Source organism: Enterobacter cloacae complex sp. IR5459, assembly GCF_049238005.1.
In the GTDB taxonomy this organism is placed as follows: domain Bacteria; phylum Pseudomonadota; class Gammaproteobacteria; order Enterobacterales; family Enterobacteriaceae; genus Enterobacter; species Enterobacter hormaechei_C.
In genome coordinates this window covers 71786-89782 of record NZ_JBMKIG010000009.1, presented here as the reverse complement: position 1 = coordinate 89782, position 17997 = coordinate 71786, and the positions used below count along the sequence as shown (strand labels likewise).

The following is a 17997-nucleotide window of genomic DNA, read 5'->3' as shown; positions in this document are numbered from 1 at the left end:
CTAAAACTCAAACTGATAGAGCAGATCAAGTGCCTGGTCTACGCCGGACACTGCTTCCAGATATAGCTTAGGCATCAGGCGATAACGTAACGTGAGTGTAGCCAGTGAGTCAAAGATCCCCACGCCATATTTTACCTGTAGACCCGGCAGTACATAGCCGCTGACCACTACCTGCGAAGAGTCACCCACGCCCTGAGTGTCCAGCGCCAGATTGCTTACGCCAAACGTCTCGCCGATTTTACCCACAACCTGACCACTTTGTGCAACCCCCAGACCGACTAACATTGATGTCATTGCCGCACCATCGCCCTGTTGGCTATCCAGACCCTGGCCGCGCAGCAGGTAAGAGAGCGCTTCCTGTTGCGACATGGCCGGGTCAGAGAAGATCTCTGCCTTAGGTTCATCGGCGGAGCCCGTCACGCGCACGCCCGCAATCACATCATCTTCGGTGGCTTCCGGGTTACGTATCGCTTCGATATTGAGTACCGGCTGATCCGGTGGACCGGAGAACAGCAGCTCGCCTTTACGCACAATCAAATCCTGACCGTAGGCATGGAAGCGCCCTTCAGGAATATTGATTTGTCCATTGAGGCCAAGCCCCTGTTGATCCTGCGCCACTTTCAGGTCACCCGTGAGTCTCGCCTTCAGCCCAAACGCGTCCAAACGCACGTTATTCCCCACGTGCACGATAAGATTACTATTGATCGGTATGCCAGCGCTCTTCTGTTCAACAGGTTTCAGATTTTCATTGAGCATAACTTCATCACTGGAGACGCCAACCGCGCTTTCCGGCACTTCGTGAACCACGATGCGCGCCCACGGTACGTCAACACGGCCGTCCAGGGTGAAGAGACTCGGCGTTGCCTCAAAGACCACGTCTGGCGACACGTCCAGGCGCACCATCGGCGGTACCGTGATACGCACCCTGCTGCCCTTGGCCGCAATACGGGCGCGCCAGTTGTCGAGCTGGCTCCAGTCTGCGTCACCGCTCAGGTTGATTTGTCCCTGCTGCGTCAGTACTGAGCCACTGAGGGTTGAGCTTTGGCCGTTAAAGTTCATCGTCAGCTGGCTTGGCTGCATATCGAACGGCATAAAGTTACCGTCAATGTCCACGCCGTTTAACCGCATCTGGCCAAACAGCTGCGGGCTTTGCGCATCCCCCGCCAGACGCAGGTTGGCGCTGAGCATCCCCGCCGCCTTTTCTCCCCGCGAGAAGATCGGATTCACCATCGCCAGGTTGAAGTTGCGAATATTGACGTTGCCGCCGAGATTGCGCCGCCCTTGCGGATCGGTAATTTGCACCTGTCCGTCAAACTGACCGTTGTTGGTCAGGCGGATCAGCCATCCCAGTTCAGCACGATTGTTACGCAGGTCAGCGTTCACATTCAGGGTGTCGAACGCTACCGGCAGCGGCGCGTCATTGACCTCCTGCGTCACCTTCACGTTACGCCCGGAGAGCGTAACGCTGCCCTGCGGCAGCCCCTCTTTGGTGGTGTCCCACGCGACGTCCGCTTTACCGCTGAAGACCCCGCTGGCCTGGGTGGTTTCCGGCATAAACGGTTTCAGCATCGCGAGGTCGAAACGGTTGAGGTTGATCTGCGCGCGTCCTTCCGCGCCCGCATCAATGGTCTGCGGCACGCACAGCTCAGCATTCGGGTTGGTCCAGCAGTGTGGCCCAATGCTTAACTTTTGCTCCGCATTGCGGTAGTCCAGCGCGATGGATCGGGACAGCACCAGCGGGCCGACCGGCGTGCTGAAGCGGGTGTTATCCAGTACGCCCTTCCAGCGCGTTGCCTGGCGGTCAAAACTGCCCGTCAGGTGCAGCTGCCCGGAGACCGGCTCACCCTGCACGCGCAGCTGGAGATCGTGCTGCTTTTCGTTACCTTTTGCCGCCAGCGTGACCAGACTGATGTTCACGTCCGGCTGGGAGATACGCTCCACGCGCAGGTCCAGGTTTCCGCCGATCTGATCGGTGGATTTCACGTCCCCTTCGACGCGCACGCGGGCAATGGAAAGTTCCTGCCAGCGCAGGTTATTAGCGGTAATGTCCGCCAGCAGCTGCGGCGCCTCCACCGTACCGCGAACCTTCACTAACCCCTTCGCCGTGCCGCCAAGACCCGGCAGGGCGTTATCGAGATTTGGCGCGTCGATGGTGGCATCCAGATCGAGATCTTTCACCCCCAGCTCGCCTTTGATATCTGCCGTGTTGCGGCCCAGCGCCACGTGCAGGCCCGGGATCACCCACTGGAGATAGCTGTTGCCCTTAAGCGAGCCCTCTACGTTGACTTTGTTCTGCTTCACGTTGCCGGTGAGCTTGAGTTCCGGCACGTCCATCTGCCAGGTGCCGCCGTACAGGCTACCGCGGGTTTTGATCAGGCCATCCAGTTTTGACGGCCAGTCCGGGACCTCTTTAGCGGTGTTGATCCCGGTCAGCTTCAGCTCGCCGCGCCAGCTGATCGCCTGCTGCCAGTCGAGCAGCGCGGTCAGCTCTGTTTTTCCTTCCAGCGCCGCCACGGTCAGCTTGTCGAGGTTAACCTGCAACTCGTTACCCTTCGCATCCAGGGTGATATCGGCGGGCGGTACCCCCTGCCCCTTCACTGCCGTGCGGAACGACAGCGTGTAGTCGGTCATTTTGCCACTCAGCTTCAGCTTCAGATCGTCAGCCTGGAACTGTTTTTCGCCGGTGAACGGCCAGTAAAGCTGCTTGCTGACAACCTCAAGGTTGAGCGGTAAACCGGCCTCTGCCAGCTGGGTTTGCCCGCGCAGCACCATATCCACCGGTCCGGAAAGGTTCACGCCGAACTCCAGCTTCTCACGCAGCGCGCCGCCGACCTTCACCTTCACCTTTTCGCCCTTCAGCGGATCGATGTTCAGGGCGCTGTTCAGCGTAATATCAACCGGCCAGTTGTCGCGCAGCAGCGCATTGCCTGAGGCGTTCACCGAGCCCTGACTGGAGTCGATATCCAGCGCGTCGAGCTTCATGTTGCCGTCGATACTGCTGACTTTAAGCAGCATGTTGAAGACTGTCAGATCGGTATCACCCGTCAGACGCAGCTGCTCGCCCTTAAACTCTTCGATATTGAGGTTCAGCGGCAGATGCACGTCGGTCATCTCCGGCAGAACCGGTTTCGAGAAGAGATCTTTCAGCGTTTCGCCCAGCGGTTTTTCTTCCGGCTGCGGGTTCTGGATCTTCGGCTCGACGATCTCTTCCTGCGCCACGTCGGCCACCTTCGGCAGCGCAATCAGCAGCCCTTGCAGGGAGGTTGGGGTCAGGGTGAGGTTTTTCTCCTGCCAGCGCAGACCGGAGGTGAAATCCATCACGGATACCGTCGTATCGTCGATTTTGATATTGACGTTATCCAGCGCAACCCGGTAGAGCGCAATCGGGTACGGCGTGGAGAGATTCAGCGGGCCGCTGTCCTCTTCTTCGACAGGCTCAGACTTCGGCATTTTTTTGGAATCTATCGCCACGTTAACGTCTTTTAGCGACAGATCGTTTACGCACAGCTGGCTGTCACGCAGGCAGCCGAGCTTGACCGCCAGATGAAACTCGCCCGCGTTCACCGCCACGCCGGGCTGTTCGTAACGGATATTTTTCAGGCGCAGATCGCGCCAGCCGCCCGTCACCTGGCCGATTTCCAGCCCCGGCACCCAGCGGTTCGCGGCGTTAAACAGCAGATGCAGGCCCGTGGTGGTGCCCACCAGAAACGCCACCGTACCGAGCAGTAATACGATAAAAATCAGCACCCCGAGGCTTATCTTCTTCCATAAACTCATAATTCAGGCCCCAGACCGATGTAAAACTGTAAACCGTGTTCGTCTTTGTCGCCCACCGGAACGGCGAAATCGAGCTTGATTGGCCCGACCGGTGACTGCCAGCGCACGCCTACGCCCGCGCCGGTTTTGAAATCGCTGCGGCGGATATCGTTCACCGCTTCACCGCCGTCAACGAACATCGCCCCCCACCACTTGCCGCTGACGTTGTACTGGTACTCCAGCGAGCCGGTCGCCAGTTTTGACGCCCCGGTCAACTGGCCTTTGTCGTTTTCAGGTGAGATCGATTTGTACTTATACCCGCGAATGCTGCGGTCGCCCCCGGCGAAGAAGCGCAGATCCGGCGGGACGCGTTCGAAATCACCGGTTTCGATCCAGCCGAGATTACCGCGCATCACAAAGCGGTGTTTGTCGTACAGCGTGCGGATCCAGACGTTTTGCGCCTGAAAGACGGAGAAGTCTACGTCGGAGCCCCACGCAGTGTTGGAGTAATCGATGGAGTAGCGCTGAGAGTCGCCCCAGGTCGGCATCAGGCCACCGCGCGAGCGGGTACGGCTGATCATCACGCCCGGATAAAGCAGCATGGTGGTGTTGGTAACGTTTGCCTGGGTAAAGTGGTCGAGGCTCCAGCGCAGGTTAATGGCGCGCTGCCAGCCGCTGGAGAGATCCCAGAAGCGTGATACCGCAAGCGTCGTCGAGTCCTGCTCGGTATCGTTCAAATCGGTACGCTTAAAGCCGCCCTGCACGAGGTAGTATTGCTCAAGCGGATTTTTCAGCAGCGGCATTTTATAGCTGAAGTCCAGCTGCTGTTCAGGCGCAGACAGGCTCACGCTGGTGGTCAGGCTGTGGCCGTAGGAGTTCATCCACGGTTTTTTCCACGAGGCTTTCACGCGCGGGCCGACGTCCGTGGAGTAGCCGACACCGGTCTCAATGGTGTTTTCGGTGCGCGGAGAGACCACGCCATGCAGCGGTAACACTTTCGTTTTACGGGATTTATCAAATTCCGGCGCTACCACCACGGAGTTAAACCAGCCCGTCGCGGACAAACGACGGTTCAGCTCGCCCAGGTCGCTGGACTGGTAGTAGTCGCCCTTTTTAAACGGCACCAGGTTTTGCAGATACTCATCACGGATTTGCGATCCTTCGAAGGTCACATCGCCAAACCGGTAGCGCTCGCCGCTGTCGTAATCGATATCCCAGAATGCCTGACGTCGCTCAAGCGCAACGCCTAGCTGGCTTTTGATGAACTGGCTGTCGAAGTAGCCTTTGCGCAGCGAAACGCTGGTTAATGATTTTTTAAAACGATCGTAATCCCCGTGATTGAGCACAGTGCCCACTTTCGGACGGGTGCTGAGCAGATCCAGGTAGTCACGATCCGTGCGCGCGCCGCCGCGCAGCACCACGTTCGTGCCGCCAATCAGGACGGGTTCGCCCGGCGAGACGCGGGCAATCAACACCTGACGTCCTTTTGCCGGCGGCGGGCGTAAATCGAAATCGATGGTGGGTTCGTAGTACCCCAACGCCTTTAAGCCTTCGCGAATGGCGTCATCCACGCGCGCGCGAAAACGCCGATCCGGCGTGACCTCATCGCTCTGGATAGTAGAAAGCTGCGCACGCACGTTTTTTTCCAGCGCCCCGGATAACCCCTCAACCTGCAAACGGACATTCGCCGCGCTGGCAATCCCGCTGGTCAGCAGTAAGCTGACTAAACATAACTGGCGGATCTTTGTCACGTTTTCTCCTGAATATCCCTGTTTCCACCCTGGAAGCAAATGCAGTGCCGCTCCGCGGCAAAATACGGCCTGAAAGCCAAAAACCCAAATTACGGGTTGAAAAAGGGTGTAACACCCAAATATTTCTTATGATTAAATCTAGACTCATTCATCGCATTTATTGTGTTCAATTAAACGCTTCGTGACAACCTTAACCGAAACAACGCTACCCCGGAGGCCCCACCGTGAGTTTATTTGATAAAAAGCATCTGGTATCACAAGCCGATGCGTTACCGGGACGCAACACCCCTATGCCAGTGGCGACATTACACGCCGTAAACAACCATTCAATGACAAACGTTCCTGATGGAATGGAGATCGCCCTGTTTGCCATGGGCTGCTTCTGGGGCGTAGAACGCCTGTTCTGGCAACTGCCGGGCGTGTACAGCACCGCTGCGGGCTACACCGGAGGATATACGCCTAACCCAACCTACCGCGAAGTCTGTTCCGGTGAGACCGGTCATGCTGAAGCGGTGCGTGTGGTGTATGACCCGAGCGTCATTAGCTATGAACAGCTGCTCCAGGTGTTCTGGGAAAACCATGACCCGGCGCAGGGCATGCGTCAGGGTAACGATCACGGCACCCAATACCGTTCGGCCATCTACCCGCTCACCCCAGAGCAGGAGGCCGCGGCCCACGCCAGCCTGACGCGTTTCCAGGAAGCGATGCAGGCGGCCGGTGATAAACGTCAGGTCACGACGGAAATCGCTACCGCGAAACCGTTCTACTATGCCGAAGACGACCACCAGCAGTACCTGCATAAAAATCCGTACGGCTACTGCGGCATTGGCGGCATCGGCGTCTGTCTGCCTCCACAACAGGACTGATTACGGCTTCAGCGCCACGCGAGCCGCGTGGCGCACAGCCTCTCCCTCCGGCCACTTTTTGCCGAAAACGTGACCTCTGGCAGGTTTACACGTCTTTACGCTATACTACCGCTGAAATAATCGGCTCAACGCTACGAGCTGACTTCAATGTGTCTTCACACGAATGGTATCAACTCCCCTTCTGAGGATCTGGCGAGAAGCCGGATAAACTATGTTAAACAGTATTTTAGTAATACTTTGTCTTATTGCCGTCAGTGCATTTTTCTCGATATCGGAGATCTCGCTGGCTGCCTCCCGTAAAATCAAACTGAAGCTGCTTGCCGACGAGGGCAACATCAACGCATCACGCATTCTGAAAATGCAGGAAAACCCCGGCATGTTCTTTACCGTGGTGCAGATTGGCCTGAACGCGGTCGCCATTCTTGGCGGTATCGTGGGCGATGCAGCGTTTTCTCCGGCGTTTTATGGCCTCTTTGTTAAGTACATGTCCGTAGAGCTGGCCGAGCAGTTGAGCTTCATCCTCTCCTTCTCCCTGGTGACCGGCTTGTTCATTTTATTCGCGGACCTGACCCCGAAACGCATCGGTATGATTGCGCCAGAAGCTGTGGCTTTGCGTATCATCAACCCGATGCGCTTCTGCCTTTATGTCTTCCGTCCGCTGGTGTGGTTCTTTAACGGCCTGGCGAACGTCATTTTCCGCATCTTCAAGCTGCCGATGGTGCGTAAAGACGACATCACCTCCGATGATATTTATGCCGTGGTGGAAGCCGGGGCGCTGGCAGGCGTGCTGCGCAAGCAGGAGCACGAGCTGATTGAGAACGTTTTCGAACTGGAATCCCGTACCGTGCCGTCCTCCATGACCGGCCGTGAAAACATCATCTGGTTCGATCTGCATGAAGACGAGCAGAGCCTGAAGACCAAAGTGGCGCAGCATCCACATTCCAAGTTCCTGGTCTGTAACGAAGATATCGACCATATCATCGGCTATGTGGACTCCAAAGACCTGCTGAACCGCGTGCTGGCAAACCAGAGCCTGGCGCTGAACAGCGGCGTGCAGATCCGCAACACCCTGATTGTGCCGGACACCCTGACGCTCTCCGAAGCGCTGGAAAGTTTCAAAACCGCCGGGGAAGACTTCGCGGTGATCATGAACGAATACGCGCTGGTGGTGGGCATTATCACCCTCAACGACGTTATGACGACCCTGATGGGCGACCTGGTCGGCCAGGGGCTGGAAGAGCAGATTGTTCAGCGTGACGAAAATTCATGGCTCATCGATGGCGGTACGCCGATTGAAGACGTCATGCGCGTGCTCGACATCGACGAGTTCCCGCAGTCCGGAAACTACGAGACCATCGGCGGCTTTATGATGTTTATGCTGCGTAAAATCCCGAAACGTACCGACTCAGTGAAGTTCTCCGGCTTCAAGTTTGAAGTGGTGGATATTGATAACTACCGCATCGATCAGCTGCTGGTAACGCGTATTGATAGCAAACCGACCGTGCTGGTGCCGAAACTGCCGGATGCGGAAGAGAAGGTGTCGGCGTAATCCTTTGTATGCCCTACAAACATCAACGGCTCCCATCGGGAGCCGTCTTTTTAACAACTACTGCATAGCACGTTGGTTAAGCCATCTCAGTTTGCAGACGCATAACCTGACGGTTGACTTCGGACATCACAGACAAGTGCTGTTTGTCCTTCACTTTCGGGATAAGGATTTTGCCCTTATCGAACTCAAAAGCGCCAACATCCTTGATGTACAGCCGTCCACGGAACAGGATCTTCACGTACTTCGCCACCTGAAGCGGGTTGTAGCGTTGGAAAATTTTCATTCTTGTATCTCCTGCGAATCATACGCTCTTGCGGTGCCACAATCGGCCCGACTGTCCTGAGCGCAAATTTTGATGCCCAATGACTATAGACCAGAACCTCGTACTTACCCAGTGTGCATAAGTTTATTTACCGTTTGATTACAATTATTCAGAATAATCTTTGCAAAGCGTGATACAGCGCAGTATATGCCGTCGTTTTTGCATAGATATGTGCGTTCGCCCGCAAACTGGCATCGGGATTGCGGGAAAAGCCTATTGATCGCACTTATGATTAAAAGCGCATGACCAAGTGGTCGGATCACCTGCTAACAATAAGGAAACACCATGACCCTACGTAACCTCCTGGCAGCAGCTTGCCTGTTGCTGCCGCTGATGGCTTCCGCACACAACATTGAAAAAGGACAACGTGTCCCGCCGGTCGGGATTGCTGACCGGGGAGAATTGATTCTCGACAATGATAAGTTTAGCTATAAAGCCTGGAATAGCGCGCAGCTTGCGGGCAAAGTGAGAGTTGTACAACATATTGCCGGACGTACATCCGCTAAAGAGAAAAACGCTACCCTCGTGGAGGCGATCAAGGCCGCAAAACTCCCGCACGATCGCTACCAGACCACCACCATCGTGAACACCGACGACGCCATTCCCGGCTCCGGCATGTTTGTGCGCTCAAGCCTTGAGAGCAATAAGAAGCTCTATCCCTGGTCGCAGTTTATTGTCGACAGCAACGGCGTGACGCGTAAGGCGTGGCAGCTGGAAGAGGAGAGTTCAGCGATTGTCGTGCTGGACAAAAACGGTCGCGTAGAGTGGGTTAAAGACGGCGCGCTGACGCAGGATGAGGTGCAGCAGGTGGTTGCCCTGCTGCATAAGCTGCTGACTCAGTAAAGTGACACCCGGAAGCCCGGATTCAGGAATGACTCGCGCGGGGTGTAGTCCAGTGGCTTACCCTGCCAGTCATGCACATGCGCGCCAGCGGCCGCCGCCACCGCATGCCCTGCCGCCGTATCCCAGACGTTCGTCGGCCCGAAACGTGGGTACAGCTGCGCCTGCCCTTCCGCCACCAGACAGAACTTCAGCGACGAGCCAATCGACGTCGTCTGGTGTTCACCCAGCTGTTGCAGATACTCCTCCAGCTCGCTGTCACTGTGCGAGCGGCTGATCACCACCAGCGGAGGACGGGCATCACGCACCTGGATCTGCTTACGCACGCCGCACTCTTCCTTCCAGGCTTTACCTTCCGCCGCGCTGTACATCACCTTCATCACCGGGGCATAAACCACGCCCAGTGCCGCTTTCCCGTTTTCAATCAGAGCGATGTTGACGGTGAATTCACCGTTACGCTTGATAAACTCTTTCGTGCCGTCCAGCGGGTCGACAAGCCAGTAACGCTGCCAGTGCTGACGTTCATCCCAGCTCTGGGGCGCTTCTTCAGAAAGGACCGGAATATCCGGCGTCAGGGCCTGCAAACCTTTCAGGATCACCGCATGCGCCGCGATATCCGCCGCCGTCACCGGGGAGTCATCCGCTTTGCTGACAACATCCATCGGTTTCGCACCGTCGTACACCTGCATAATGGCATCACCCGCATCCCGTGCGAGCTGACAAATTTTATCTAACATTCTCCACCTCTTCGTTAACGCAGTGGGCATAACTTATTGTTTTAGTTATATCGTAATGTGAACAATTCCGCTATCTGTGAAGCAATTCTGGTTTCAGCGCCCTTTTTTCTGGCAGCATTCACACTTCTGTAAGCAACAAATACTACATACATATTCTTTTGTGGCTTGGATCGAAAAAAGGACTCCTCAAATGATTAAGTTTAGCGCAACGCTCCTGGCAACGCTGATTGCGGCAAGCGTTCAGGCAGCGACGGTGGATCTCCGTATTCTGGAAACCACCGATCTGCACAGCAATATGATGGACTTCGATTACTACAAAGATACCCCTACGGAAAAATTCGGACTGGTACGCACGGCAAGTTTGATCAACGCCGCCCGCGGTGAAGTGAAAAACAGCGTGCTGGTCGATAACGGGGACTTAATTCAGGGCAGCCCGCTCGGCGACTACATGGCGGCGAAGGGGCTGAAAAAAGGCGAGATCCACCCTGTCTATAAAGCGATGAACACCCTGGATTATGCGGTTGGCAACCTGGGCAACCACGAATTTAACTACGGTCTGAAATACCTGCACGACGCGCTGGCAGGGGCAAAATTCCCGTACGTTAACGCCAATATCATCGACGTTAAGACGAAGAAGCCGCTCTTCACCCCTTATCTGATTAAAGAGACCGAGGTTGTCGACCAGGACGGTAAAAAACAGACGCTGAAAATCGGCTATATCGGTTTTGTACCGCCGCAGATCATGACGTGGGATAAAGCCAACCTCGACGGGAAAGTAACCGTCAACGACATTACCGAAACCGCGCGCAAATACGTGCCGGAGATGCGGGCGAAAGGGGCGGATGTGGTGGTCGTCGTGGCCCACTCCGGCCTCTCGGCCGACCCGTATCAGGTGATGGCTGAGAACTCCGTGTACTATCTCAGCCAGGTGCCGGGCGTGGATGCGATCCTGTTTGGTCACGCCCATGCCGTCTTCCCGGGCAAAGATTTCGCTGATATCAAAGGCGCGGACATCGAAAAAGGGACGCTCAACGGTGTGCCATCGGTGATGCCGGGCATGTGGGGTGACCACCTTGGCGTGGTGGATCTGGTGCTGAATAACGACAGCGGAAGCTGGAAAGTCACGCAGTCGAAAGCGGAAGCGCGTCCGATCTACGACGCTGCGGCCAAAAAATCTCTGGCAGGGGAAGATAAAAAGCTGGTCGACGTCCTGAAGCATGACCACGACGCGACGCGTGAATTTGTCAGCAAGCCGATCGGTAAATCGGCTGATAAAATGTACAGCTTCCTCGCGCTGGTACAGGATGACCCGACCGTGCAGGTAGTCAACATGGCGCAGAAAGCCTATGCGGAGCACTATATTCAGGGCGATCCGGATCTGGCAAATCTGCCGGTACTGTCTGCCGCGGCGCCATTCAAAGTGGGCGGACGTAAGAACGATCCGGCCAGCTACGTTGAGGTGGAAAAAGGCCAGCTGACCTTCCGTAATGCCGCCGATCTCTACCTCTATCCCAACACACTCGTGGTGGTGAAAGCCACCGGGAAAGAGGTGAAGGAGTGGCTGGAGTGCTCTGCCGGACAGTTCAACCAGATCGATCCGCACAGCAGCAAACCGCAGTCGCTGATTAACTGGGACGGTTTCCGCACCTACAACTTCGACGTGATCGACGGCGTGGATTATCAGATTGACGTTACCCAGCCCGCGAAATATGACGGCGAATGTCAGGCCATTAATCCGCAGGCAGAACGCATCAAAAACCTGACCTTCAACGGCAAAGCGATTGATCCTAATGCCACTTTCCTGGTGGTGACCAACAACTACCGCGCCTATGGCGGCAAGTTTGCCGGTACGGGTGACAGCCATATCGCCTTTGCCTCACCGGATGAGAACCGTTCGGTGCTGGCGGCGTGGATCAGCGCGGAGTCGAAAAAGGCGGGTGAAATTCATCCGGCGGTGGATAACAACTGGCGTCTGGCACCGATCCACAGCGACACTAAGCTGGATATTCGCTTTGAGACATCTCCGTCCGATAAAGCAGCCGCGTTTATCAAGGATAAGGCGCAGTATCCGATGCAAAAGGTCGCGACGGATGATATTGGGTTCGCGATTTATCAGGTGGATTTGAGCAGGTAGCGATGATTGTGCCGGGTGGCGGCTTCGCCTTACCCGGCCTACCCGCAATCCTCGATCCCGTAGGCCGGGTAAGCGCAAGCGCCACCCGGCATTTCATGCCGCACGCTCGTCCCTATTCGCCATCACCTGCGGCGTATTGACCTCAATCCAGTCGGCCAGCGCGGCCACCTTCTCGCTTACCTCCCGCCCCAGCGGCGTCAGGCTATACTCCACATGCGGCGGCACGACCGGATACGACACGCGATCGACAAACCCGTCATGCTCCAGCGCCTGTAAAGACTGAGCCAGCATCTTCTCGCTGACGCCGCCCATCTTGCGGCGCAGATCGCTGAAGCGATGCGTCCCCTGACGTAACGCCACCAGGATCAGCACGCCCCAGCGGCTGGTTACGTGTTTGAGCACCTCCCGTGACGGGCACTCTTCCGCAAAGAGGTTGCCATCGCGCATTTGCTCGCTGAGCGTTGGTATTGTTGTTTTCATACTTACCTTTTTGTACGTACTTACTAAAAGTTAGTTATGGTGATAGTGTGCCACAACACCAGACAAACACGAAGGAGATTCATCATGATCGCGATTACCGGCGCAACCGGCCAGCTTGGCCAACACGTTATTGAAGAACTGCTGAAAACCGTTCCGGCCAGCCAGATCGTGGCTATTGTGCGTAACCTGGCGAAAGCCGAAGCGTTGCGTCAGCAAGGGGTCGTTGTGCGTCAGGCGGATTACACCGATGAAGCCGCATTTACCACCGCACTGAACGGCGTGGATAAACTACTGCTCATCTCCTCCAGCGAAGTGGGCCAGCGCGCCGTACAGCACCAGAACGTGATAAACGCCGCCAAAGCCGCCGGGGTGAAATTCATCGCCTATACCAGCCTGCTGCATGCTGACAAATCCCCGCTGGGTCTGCACGTTGAGCACGTCGAAACCGAAAATGCCTTGGCGGCCTCCGGCGTGCCTTACGCCCTGCTGCGCAACGGCTGGTACACCGAAAACTACCTGGCAAGCGCGCCGCCAGCGCTGGAACACGGCGTGTTTATGGGGGCCGCAGGCGAAGGCAAAATTGCCTCTGCGACCCGTGCGGATTACGCGGCGGCGGCAGCGAAAGTGATTTCTGAAGAGGGTCATGCCGGCAAGGTGTATGAACTGGCGGGTGATAATGCCTGGACGCTGAGCGAACTGGCTGCGGAACTGAGCAAGCAGAGCGGTAAGCCGGTAACGTATCAGAACCTCAGCGAAGCCGATTTCGCCGCTGCGCTGAAGGGCGTTGGTCTGCCTGCCGGGCTGGCGGAAATGCTGGCGGACTCCGACACCGGCGCGTCCAAAGGCGGCCTGTTCGACGACAGCCATACCCTGAGCAAGCTCATTGGCCGCCCAACCACACCGCTGGCGGAAAGCGTCAAAGCCATCCTGTAGTTGTTAAAAATTGGTTATTTTTTGTGGCGTCCCCTCGGGTCATCTCTGATAATGAAGCGATGACCCACAAGGAGGCTCACCGTGCAAGGCGTACCGGAACAGTTCACTGATGAGAGAGACAGCGCGCGCTTTCGCCATCTGGCGCAGCTGCCGGGCCTGGAGCTTTATCACGCCCATATCTCTGACTACGCCTTCGAGCCGCACACTCATGAAGCCTTCGGTATCGGCACCATCGAAACCGGTGCCGAACGCTTCCGCTATCGCGGTACCCAGCATCTTGCCGCGGAAAAATCCGTCGTGACCATGAACCCGGACGAGATCCACACCGGGGAATCCGCCACTGAAGGCGGCTGGCGCTACCGGATGGTCTACATCGAACCCGACCTGCTGGAAGAGGTCACTGGCCTGCGTCACTGGTGGTTTAGCGACGTCACGCGTCACGATCCGCTGCGCTCGCAACAGATAGGCCAGTTGATTTATGGCCTGTGGCACACGGACGATCCGCTGGCGCAGAAGGGGCTGCTACTGGATTTGATTCAGACTTTTCAGCCGCTGGCCCACCATGCGCCGGTGGTGCAGGAGGCCACGCACCGCTTCGAACGCGTTCGCGACTACCTGCACGACAACTATATGCGCTCGCTGACCCTGGACGAGCTGGCTAACGTTGTCTCGCTCAGCCCGTACCATTTTCAGCGCCAGTTCAAAGCCCATTTCCACGTTACGCCCCACCAGATGCTGATGGCCATCCGGCTGTGGCGCGCCAAAGCATTCCTCACCCATGGCATGCCTGCCGCCGAGGTGGCCGCCGCGACCGGGCTGACCGATCAGTCGCACCTGACCCGCGCCTTCACCCGTCGCTACGGCATCACACCCGTGCGCTACCAGAAACAGGTTATGCCGCGCTAATGCGCAACCTCATACAATACGCGCCCGTTTTGCCCTTCTACACTGAGCGCAAAGTGAATCAAGATGGATGGAAAAATGATTAGCGGCGTGTTGTATGCCCTGCTTGCGGGTTTGATGTGGGGGCTGATTTTTGTCGGCCCGCTGATTGTGCCGGAGTACCCGGCAATATTGCAGTCGACCGGACGTTACCTGGCGCTGGGGCTGATTGCCGTGCCGCTGGCGTGGCTGGGGCGCACGCGTCTGCGTCAGCTGGGCCGCCAGGACTGGCTCACCGCGCTGGCGCTGACCATGATGGGTAATCTGATCTACTACGTCTGTCTGGCGAGCGCCATTCAGCGCACCGGTGCGCCGGTGTCGACCATGATTATCGGCACGCTGCCGGTGGTCATCCCGGTTTTCGCGAACCTGCTTTACAGCCAGCGTGACGGCAAACTGGCGTGGTCAAAAATGGCGCCGGCGCTGGTCTGCATTGCCGTGGGGCTGGTGTGCGTGAATATTGCCGAGCTTCGCCACGGCCTCGAAAACTTCAGCTTGTGGCGTTACGGTTCAGGGATCTTTCTGGCGTTTATTTCGGTTGTCTGTTGGGCCTGGTATGCCCTGCGCAACGCACGCTGGCTGCGGGAAAACCCGGATAAGCATCCGATGATGTGGGCCACGGCGCAGGCGCTGGTCACCCTCCCTGTCTCGTTGCTGGGCTATGTGGGCGCGTGTGTCTGGCTGGGTAGCCAGCAACCGGCATTTACCCTGCCCCTCGGACCGCGCCCGTGGGTATTCGTCGGGTTAATGGTCGCCATTGCCGTGCTCTGTTCGTGGGTGGGCGCGCTGTGCTGGAACATTGCCAGCCAGAAGCTGCCGACGGTGATATTAGGGCCGCTGATTGTCTTTGAGACACTGGCCGGGCTGCTCTATACCTTCCTGATGCGCCAGAGCGTGCCGCCGTTGCTAACGGCCTGCGGGATCGCGCTACTGGTCGTTGGGGTGGTGATTGCGGTGAGAGCGAAGCCGGAAAAACCGATGGTCGTTCCGGCGTCGGAGGGGTGAGCTTTTCGCCCGGCGGCGCTTCGCTTGCAGGGCCTACAAAACCGTAGGCCGGGTAAGCGTCAGCGCCACCCGGCACAGTATCAGAACGTTTCCCAGTTCGCTTCAGACGCCGCCGCGACGGGCTGCGCTTTAGGTGCATAGGTCTTTACCGGCGCGGCTTTCACCGCCTGATTGCGGGTGATCTTAAACACCGCCACCGCGTCGTTCAGGCGTGCAGCCTGATCTTCCAGCGCCGCCGCTGCCGCCGCAGACTCTTCCACCAGTGAGGCATTCTGCTGGGTGACGCGATCCATCTCCGCCACCGCCTGACCCACCTGGTCGATACCGCGGCTCTGTTCGTCGGAGGCCGACGCAATCTCACCCATGATGTCCGTCACGCGCGTAACCGCATTGACGATCTCCGCCATCGTCGCGCCCGCCTCATTCACCAGCTGAGAGCCCGCGTTAACACGCTCGCCGGAATCATCGATCAGCGCTTTGATCTCTTTCGCCGCCTGCGCACTGCGCTGGGCAAGGGTACGCACCTCGCCCGCGACAACCGCGAAGCCACGTCCCTGCTCGCCCGCGCGCGCCGCTTCTACCGCCGCGTTCAGCGCCAGAATATTGGTCTGGAAAGCAATGCCGTCGATCACGTTAGTAATTTGCGCGATTTTGCTGGAACTGGTGGCGATTTCGTCCATCGTCCGCACCACGCCTTCCACCACGTTACCACCCTTCTTCGCGGTGGAGGAGGCGTCCAGCGCCAGGCGTGACGCCTGACGCGCGTTATCGGCGTTTTGCTTCACGGTAGCGGTTAACTGTTCCATGCTGGCTGCCGTCTCTTCCAGAGAAGCGGCCTGCTGCTCGGTACGGGAGGAGAGATCGTTGCTGCCCGCCGAGATTTCACCCGCGCCGGTGTAGATGGTATCTGCGCCTTCACGCACCACGCCCACCGTGTTGGCCAGCGCAGTCTGCATCTCCTGAACGTTGCGCGCCAGGATCGCCATTTCATTTTTACCCTCAGCCTGAATCGGCTGGGTTAAATCCCCTGCGGCAATGGCGCGGATATGGTTGATCACCTCTTCCAGCGGCAGCAGCAGCACGCGGCGCATCGCAATCCAGCTGGAAATAATCACCGCGATCACCAGCAGCATCACCGCAGAAAGGATCCACAGAATGCGTTTGTAGTCGCTTTCATTGTCCTGGATACCTTTGGCGGTCAGCGCGGCCTGCGCCTCACGCCACTCGCGATAAACCTTTTGCATCGCGGTCTGCTTCTGTTCGGCATTTTGTTTGAACATATCTTCCAGATTGCCCTGCCCCAGCAGAACGTTCATTTGCGTCAGCGTGGCGGAGTAGACGCGGTACTGCTCTTCCAGGCGATCGGCCAGGTGCTCGTCCATACCCGGCGTTTCCGGCAGCGCATAGTATTTATCGTAATGGGTCTGGGCATCGGCCAGCAGGTTTTTCGCGGTATTGACCAGCTCGTTCAACTGCCCGCCGTTAATCTGCGACGCCATGCTGCTTTGCAGGCGCAGCATGCCGCGGTTGAGGGTGACGCGCGCCTGGTTCAGGCTGATCCAGGCGTCGGTAAACTCCGCAACGTTCTGGCTGGAAAGCTGAGAAACGGTGAAGTTCTCTTTATCGTTATTGAGTGCATTAATGAAAATGCCAGCGGAGATCAGCTGCATGATGCCGAGCACAAGCAGCACCGAAATCAAAAGAGTAATGACTTTTATACGTTTAAACATGCGTTGCCTTATTTATATACAGGTATTGTCTGACCTGTATCTATCGGCACGCGCGGCAGGTTGTTTACTGTTTCTCCACCTTTAAAAACTTTCGAAAGCCCTTTTCTGCATTCAATCAGCAAGTTAAAAGCATGCTTTTTTTGTGATCCCTTTCTCGTTTTCACCCTTGCCTCTAAAGGGTTATAGTATCCACTTAAAGATGCATTTAAAATGCATCTTATATTTCTGATGATGAGGTAACTGCTATGGCCTTCCGCGACCAACCCTTAGGCGAGCTGGCGCTCTCCATCCCTCGCGCTTCTGCGCTGTTCCGTAAATATGATATGGATTACTGCTGCGGCGGTAAGCAAACGCTGGCGCGCGCAGCGTCGCGTAAAGAGCTGGATGTAGAGGCTATCGAAGCGGAGCTGGCTCAGCTGGCTGAACAGCCCGTCGACAAAGACTGGCGCACTGCGCCGCTGGCTGAAATCATCGACCATATCATTGTGCGTTACCACGATCGTCACCGCGAGCAGCTGCCGGAGCTGATTTTACAGGCGACCAAAGTTGAACGCGTTCATGCCGATAAACCTTCCGTACCGCGCGGCCTGGCGAAATACCTGACCATGCTGCACGAAGAACTTTCCAGCCACATGATGAAAGAGGAGCAGATCCTCTTCCCGATGATCAAACAGGGCATGGGCAGCCAGGCCATGGGGCCCATCAGCGTGATGGAAAGCGAACATGATGACGCCGGCGAACTGCTGGAAGTGATTAAACACACCACCGACAACGTCACACCGCCGCCAGAGGCGTGCACCACCTGGAAAGCCATGTACAACGGCATTAACGAGATGATCGACGATCTGATGGAACACATCAGTCTTGAGAATAACGTTCTGTTCCCGCGTGCATTAGCGGGGGAATAAAAAAGCCCGGCGGCGCTAGCGCTTACCGGGCCTACAACGTCCGC

At 56.9% G+C, this 17997-nt stretch carries 14 protein-coding genes; 8 read left to right on the top strand and 6 right to left on the bottom strand.

Annotated elements, in window-relative coordinates; all coding sequences use genetic code 11:
- Together tamB and tamA are read right to left on the bottom strand one after the other, a co-directional pair.
- A complete protein-coding gene (gene tamB / locus ACOTX4_RS18440; protein WP_023315277.1) occupies nt 1–3777 on the bottom strand; it encodes an autotransporter assembly complex protein TamB in 3777 nt (1258 codons plus the stop codon).
- A complete protein-coding gene (tamA, locus tag ACOTX4_RS18435; RefSeq protein WP_421635411.1) occupies nt 3774–5507 on the bottom strand; it encodes an autotransporter assembly complex protein TamA in 1734 nt (577 codons plus the stop codon). The genes tamB and tamA overlap by 4 nt, the downstream gene beginning before the upstream one ends.
- 224 nt (nt 5508–5731) lie before the next feature.
- Here tamA and msrA point away from each other — a divergent pair, with 224 nt between their 5' ends.
- Together msrA and ACOTX4_RS18425 are read left to right on the top strand one after the other, a co-directional pair.
- Nucleotides 5732–6373: a peptide-methionine (S)-S-oxide reductase MsrA gene (gene msrA / locus ACOTX4_RS18430; protein WP_003856057.1), complete on the top strand. Its 642-nt coding sequence runs from the start codon at nt 5732–5734 to the stop codon at nt 6371–6373.
- A 211-nt stretch (nt 6374–6584) separates the two neighbouring features.
- Nucleotides 6585–7922, top strand: a complete 1338-nt coding sequence (locus tag ACOTX4_RS18425; RefSeq protein WP_022650272.1) for a hemolysin family protein — start codon at nt 6585–6587, stop codon at nt 7920–7922.
- Nucleotides 7923–7998: 76 nt separating this feature from the next.
- Here ACOTX4_RS18425 and ACOTX4_RS18420 read toward each other — a convergent pair whose 3' ends face one another.
- Nucleotides 7999–8205, bottom strand: a complete 207-nt coding sequence (locus tag ACOTX4_RS18420; protein WP_003856054.1) for a DUF1107 domain-containing protein — start codon at nt 8203–8205, stop codon at nt 7999–8001.
- A 324-nt stretch (nt 8206–8529) separates the two neighbouring features.
- Between ACOTX4_RS18420 and ACOTX4_RS18415 the strand changes: the two genes are divergently transcribed.
- Nucleotides 8530–9087 (top strand): YtfJ family protein, encoded by a 558-nt coding sequence (locus ACOTX4_RS18415; RefSeq protein ID WP_022650270.1) that lies wholly within the window; start codon nt 8530–8532, stop codon nt 9085–9087.
- Here ACOTX4_RS18415 and cysQ read toward each other — a convergent pair.
- Nucleotides 9081–9821 carry a 3'(2'),5'-bisphosphate nucleotidase CysQ gene (gene cysQ / locus ACOTX4_RS18410; protein WP_045330807.1) on the bottom strand — a complete coding sequence of 247 codons (741 nt, stop codon included), beginning with the start codon at nt 9819–9821 and terminating at the stop codon, nt 9081–9083. The two genes, ACOTX4_RS18415 and cysQ, sit on opposite strands and share 7 nt — an antisense overlap.
- A 190-nt stretch (nt 9822–10011) precedes the next feature.
- Here cysQ and ACOTX4_RS18405 point away from each other — a divergent pair, with 190 nt between their 5' ends.
- Nucleotides 10012–11955: a bifunctional 2',3'-cyclic-nucleotide 2'-phosphodiesterase/3'-nucleotidase gene (locus ACOTX4_RS18405; protein ID WP_045330809.1), complete on the top strand. Its 1944-nt coding sequence runs from the start codon at nt 10012–10014 to the stop codon at nt 11953–11955.
- A gap of 93 nt (nt 11956–12048) precedes the next feature.
- Here the strand turns inward: ACOTX4_RS18405 and ACOTX4_RS18400 are convergent, their stop codons facing one another.
- Entirely contained in the window at nt 12049–12435 is a 387-nt protein-coding gene (locus ACOTX4_RS18400) for a winged helix-turn-helix transcriptional regulator (protein ID WP_063938074.1), read from the bottom strand.
- An 84-nt stretch (nt 12436–12519) separates the two neighbouring features.
- Between ACOTX4_RS18400 and ACOTX4_RS18395 the strand changes: the two genes are divergently transcribed.
- The 3 genes from ACOTX4_RS18395 (at nt 12520) to ACOTX4_RS18385 (ending at nt 15315) form a co-directional block, all read left to right on the top strand.
- Entirely contained in the window at nt 12520–13368 is an 849-nt protein-coding gene (locus tag ACOTX4_RS18395) for an SDR family oxidoreductase (RefSeq protein WP_022650267.1), read from the top strand.
- An 81-nt stretch (nt 13369–13449) separates the two neighbouring features.
- Nucleotides 13450–14274, top strand: coding sequence for an AraC family transcriptional regulator (locus tag ACOTX4_RS18390; RefSeq protein WP_023315272.1), 825 nt, complete (start codon nt 13450–13452; stop codon nt 14272–14274).
- A gap of 75 nt (nt 14275–14349) precedes the next feature.
- Nucleotides 14350–15315: a DMT family transporter gene (locus tag ACOTX4_RS18385; RefSeq protein ID WP_047054035.1), complete on the top strand. Its 966-nt coding sequence runs from the start codon at nt 14350–14352 to the stop codon at nt 15313–15315.
- Between the two features lie 80 nt (nt 15316–15395).
- Here ACOTX4_RS18385 and ACOTX4_RS18380 read toward each other — a convergent pair whose 3' ends face one another.
- Nucleotides 15396–17045 (bottom strand): methyl-accepting chemotaxis protein, encoded by a 1650-nt coding sequence (locus ACOTX4_RS18380; protein ID WP_003856047.1) that lies wholly within the window; start codon nt 17043–17045, stop codon nt 15396–15398.
- A 245-nt stretch (nt 17046–17290) separates the two neighbouring features.
- Between ACOTX4_RS18380 and ytfE the strand changes: the two genes are divergently transcribed.
- Nucleotides 17291–17953, top strand: coding sequence for an iron-sulfur cluster repair protein YtfE (gene ytfE, locus ACOTX4_RS18375; RefSeq protein ID WP_003856046.1), 663 nt, complete (start codon nt 17291–17293; stop codon nt 17951–17953).
- Nucleotides 17954–17997: the final 44 nt, after the last annotated feature.

Excerpts from the sequence above, each read along its gene's own strand:
- ACOTX4_RS18425 (WP_022650272.1), top strand. The coding sequence starts at position 6,585 with ATGTTAAACAGTATTTTAGTAATACTTTGTCTTATTGCCGTCAGTGCA.
- ACOTX4_RS18400 (WP_063938074.1), bottom strand. The coding sequence starts at position 12,435 with ATGAAAACAACAATACCAACGCTCAGCGAGCAAATGCGCGATGGCAAC.
- ytfE (WP_003856046.1), top strand. The coding sequence starts at position 17,291 with ATGGCCTTCCGCGACCAACCCTTAGGCGAGCTGGCGCTCTCCATCCCT.
- ACOTX4_RS18420 (WP_003856054.1), bottom strand. The coding sequence starts at position 8,205 with ATGAAAATTTTCCAACGCTACAACCCGCTTCAGGTGGCGAAGTACGTG.
- ACOTX4_RS18415 (WP_022650270.1), top strand. The coding sequence starts at position 8,530 with ATGACCCTACGTAACCTCCTGGCAGCAGCTTGCCTGTTGCTGCCGCTG.
- tamB (WP_023315277.1), bottom strand. The coding sequence starts at position 3,777 with ATGAGTTTATGGAAGAAGATAAGCCTCGGGGTGCTGATTTTTATCGTA.
- cysQ (WP_045330807.1), bottom strand. The coding sequence starts at position 9,821 with ATGTTAGATAAAATTTGTCAGCTCGCACGGGATGCGGGTGATGCCATT.
- ACOTX4_RS18380 (WP_003856047.1), bottom strand. The coding sequence starts at position 17,045 with ATGTTTAAACGTATAAAAGTCATTACTCTTTTGATTTCGGTGCTGCTT.
- ACOTX4_RS18395 (WP_022650267.1), top strand. The coding sequence starts at position 12,520 with ATGATCGCGATTACCGGCGCAACCGGCCAGCTTGGCCAACACGTTATT.
- ACOTX4_RS18385 (WP_047054035.1), top strand. The coding sequence starts at position 14,350 with ATGATTAGCGGCGTGTTGTATGCCCTGCTTGCGGGTTTGATGTGGGGG.
- ACOTX4_RS18405 (WP_045330809.1), top strand. The coding sequence starts at position 10,012 with ATGATTAAGTTTAGCGCAACGCTCCTGGCAACGCTGATTGCGGCAAGC.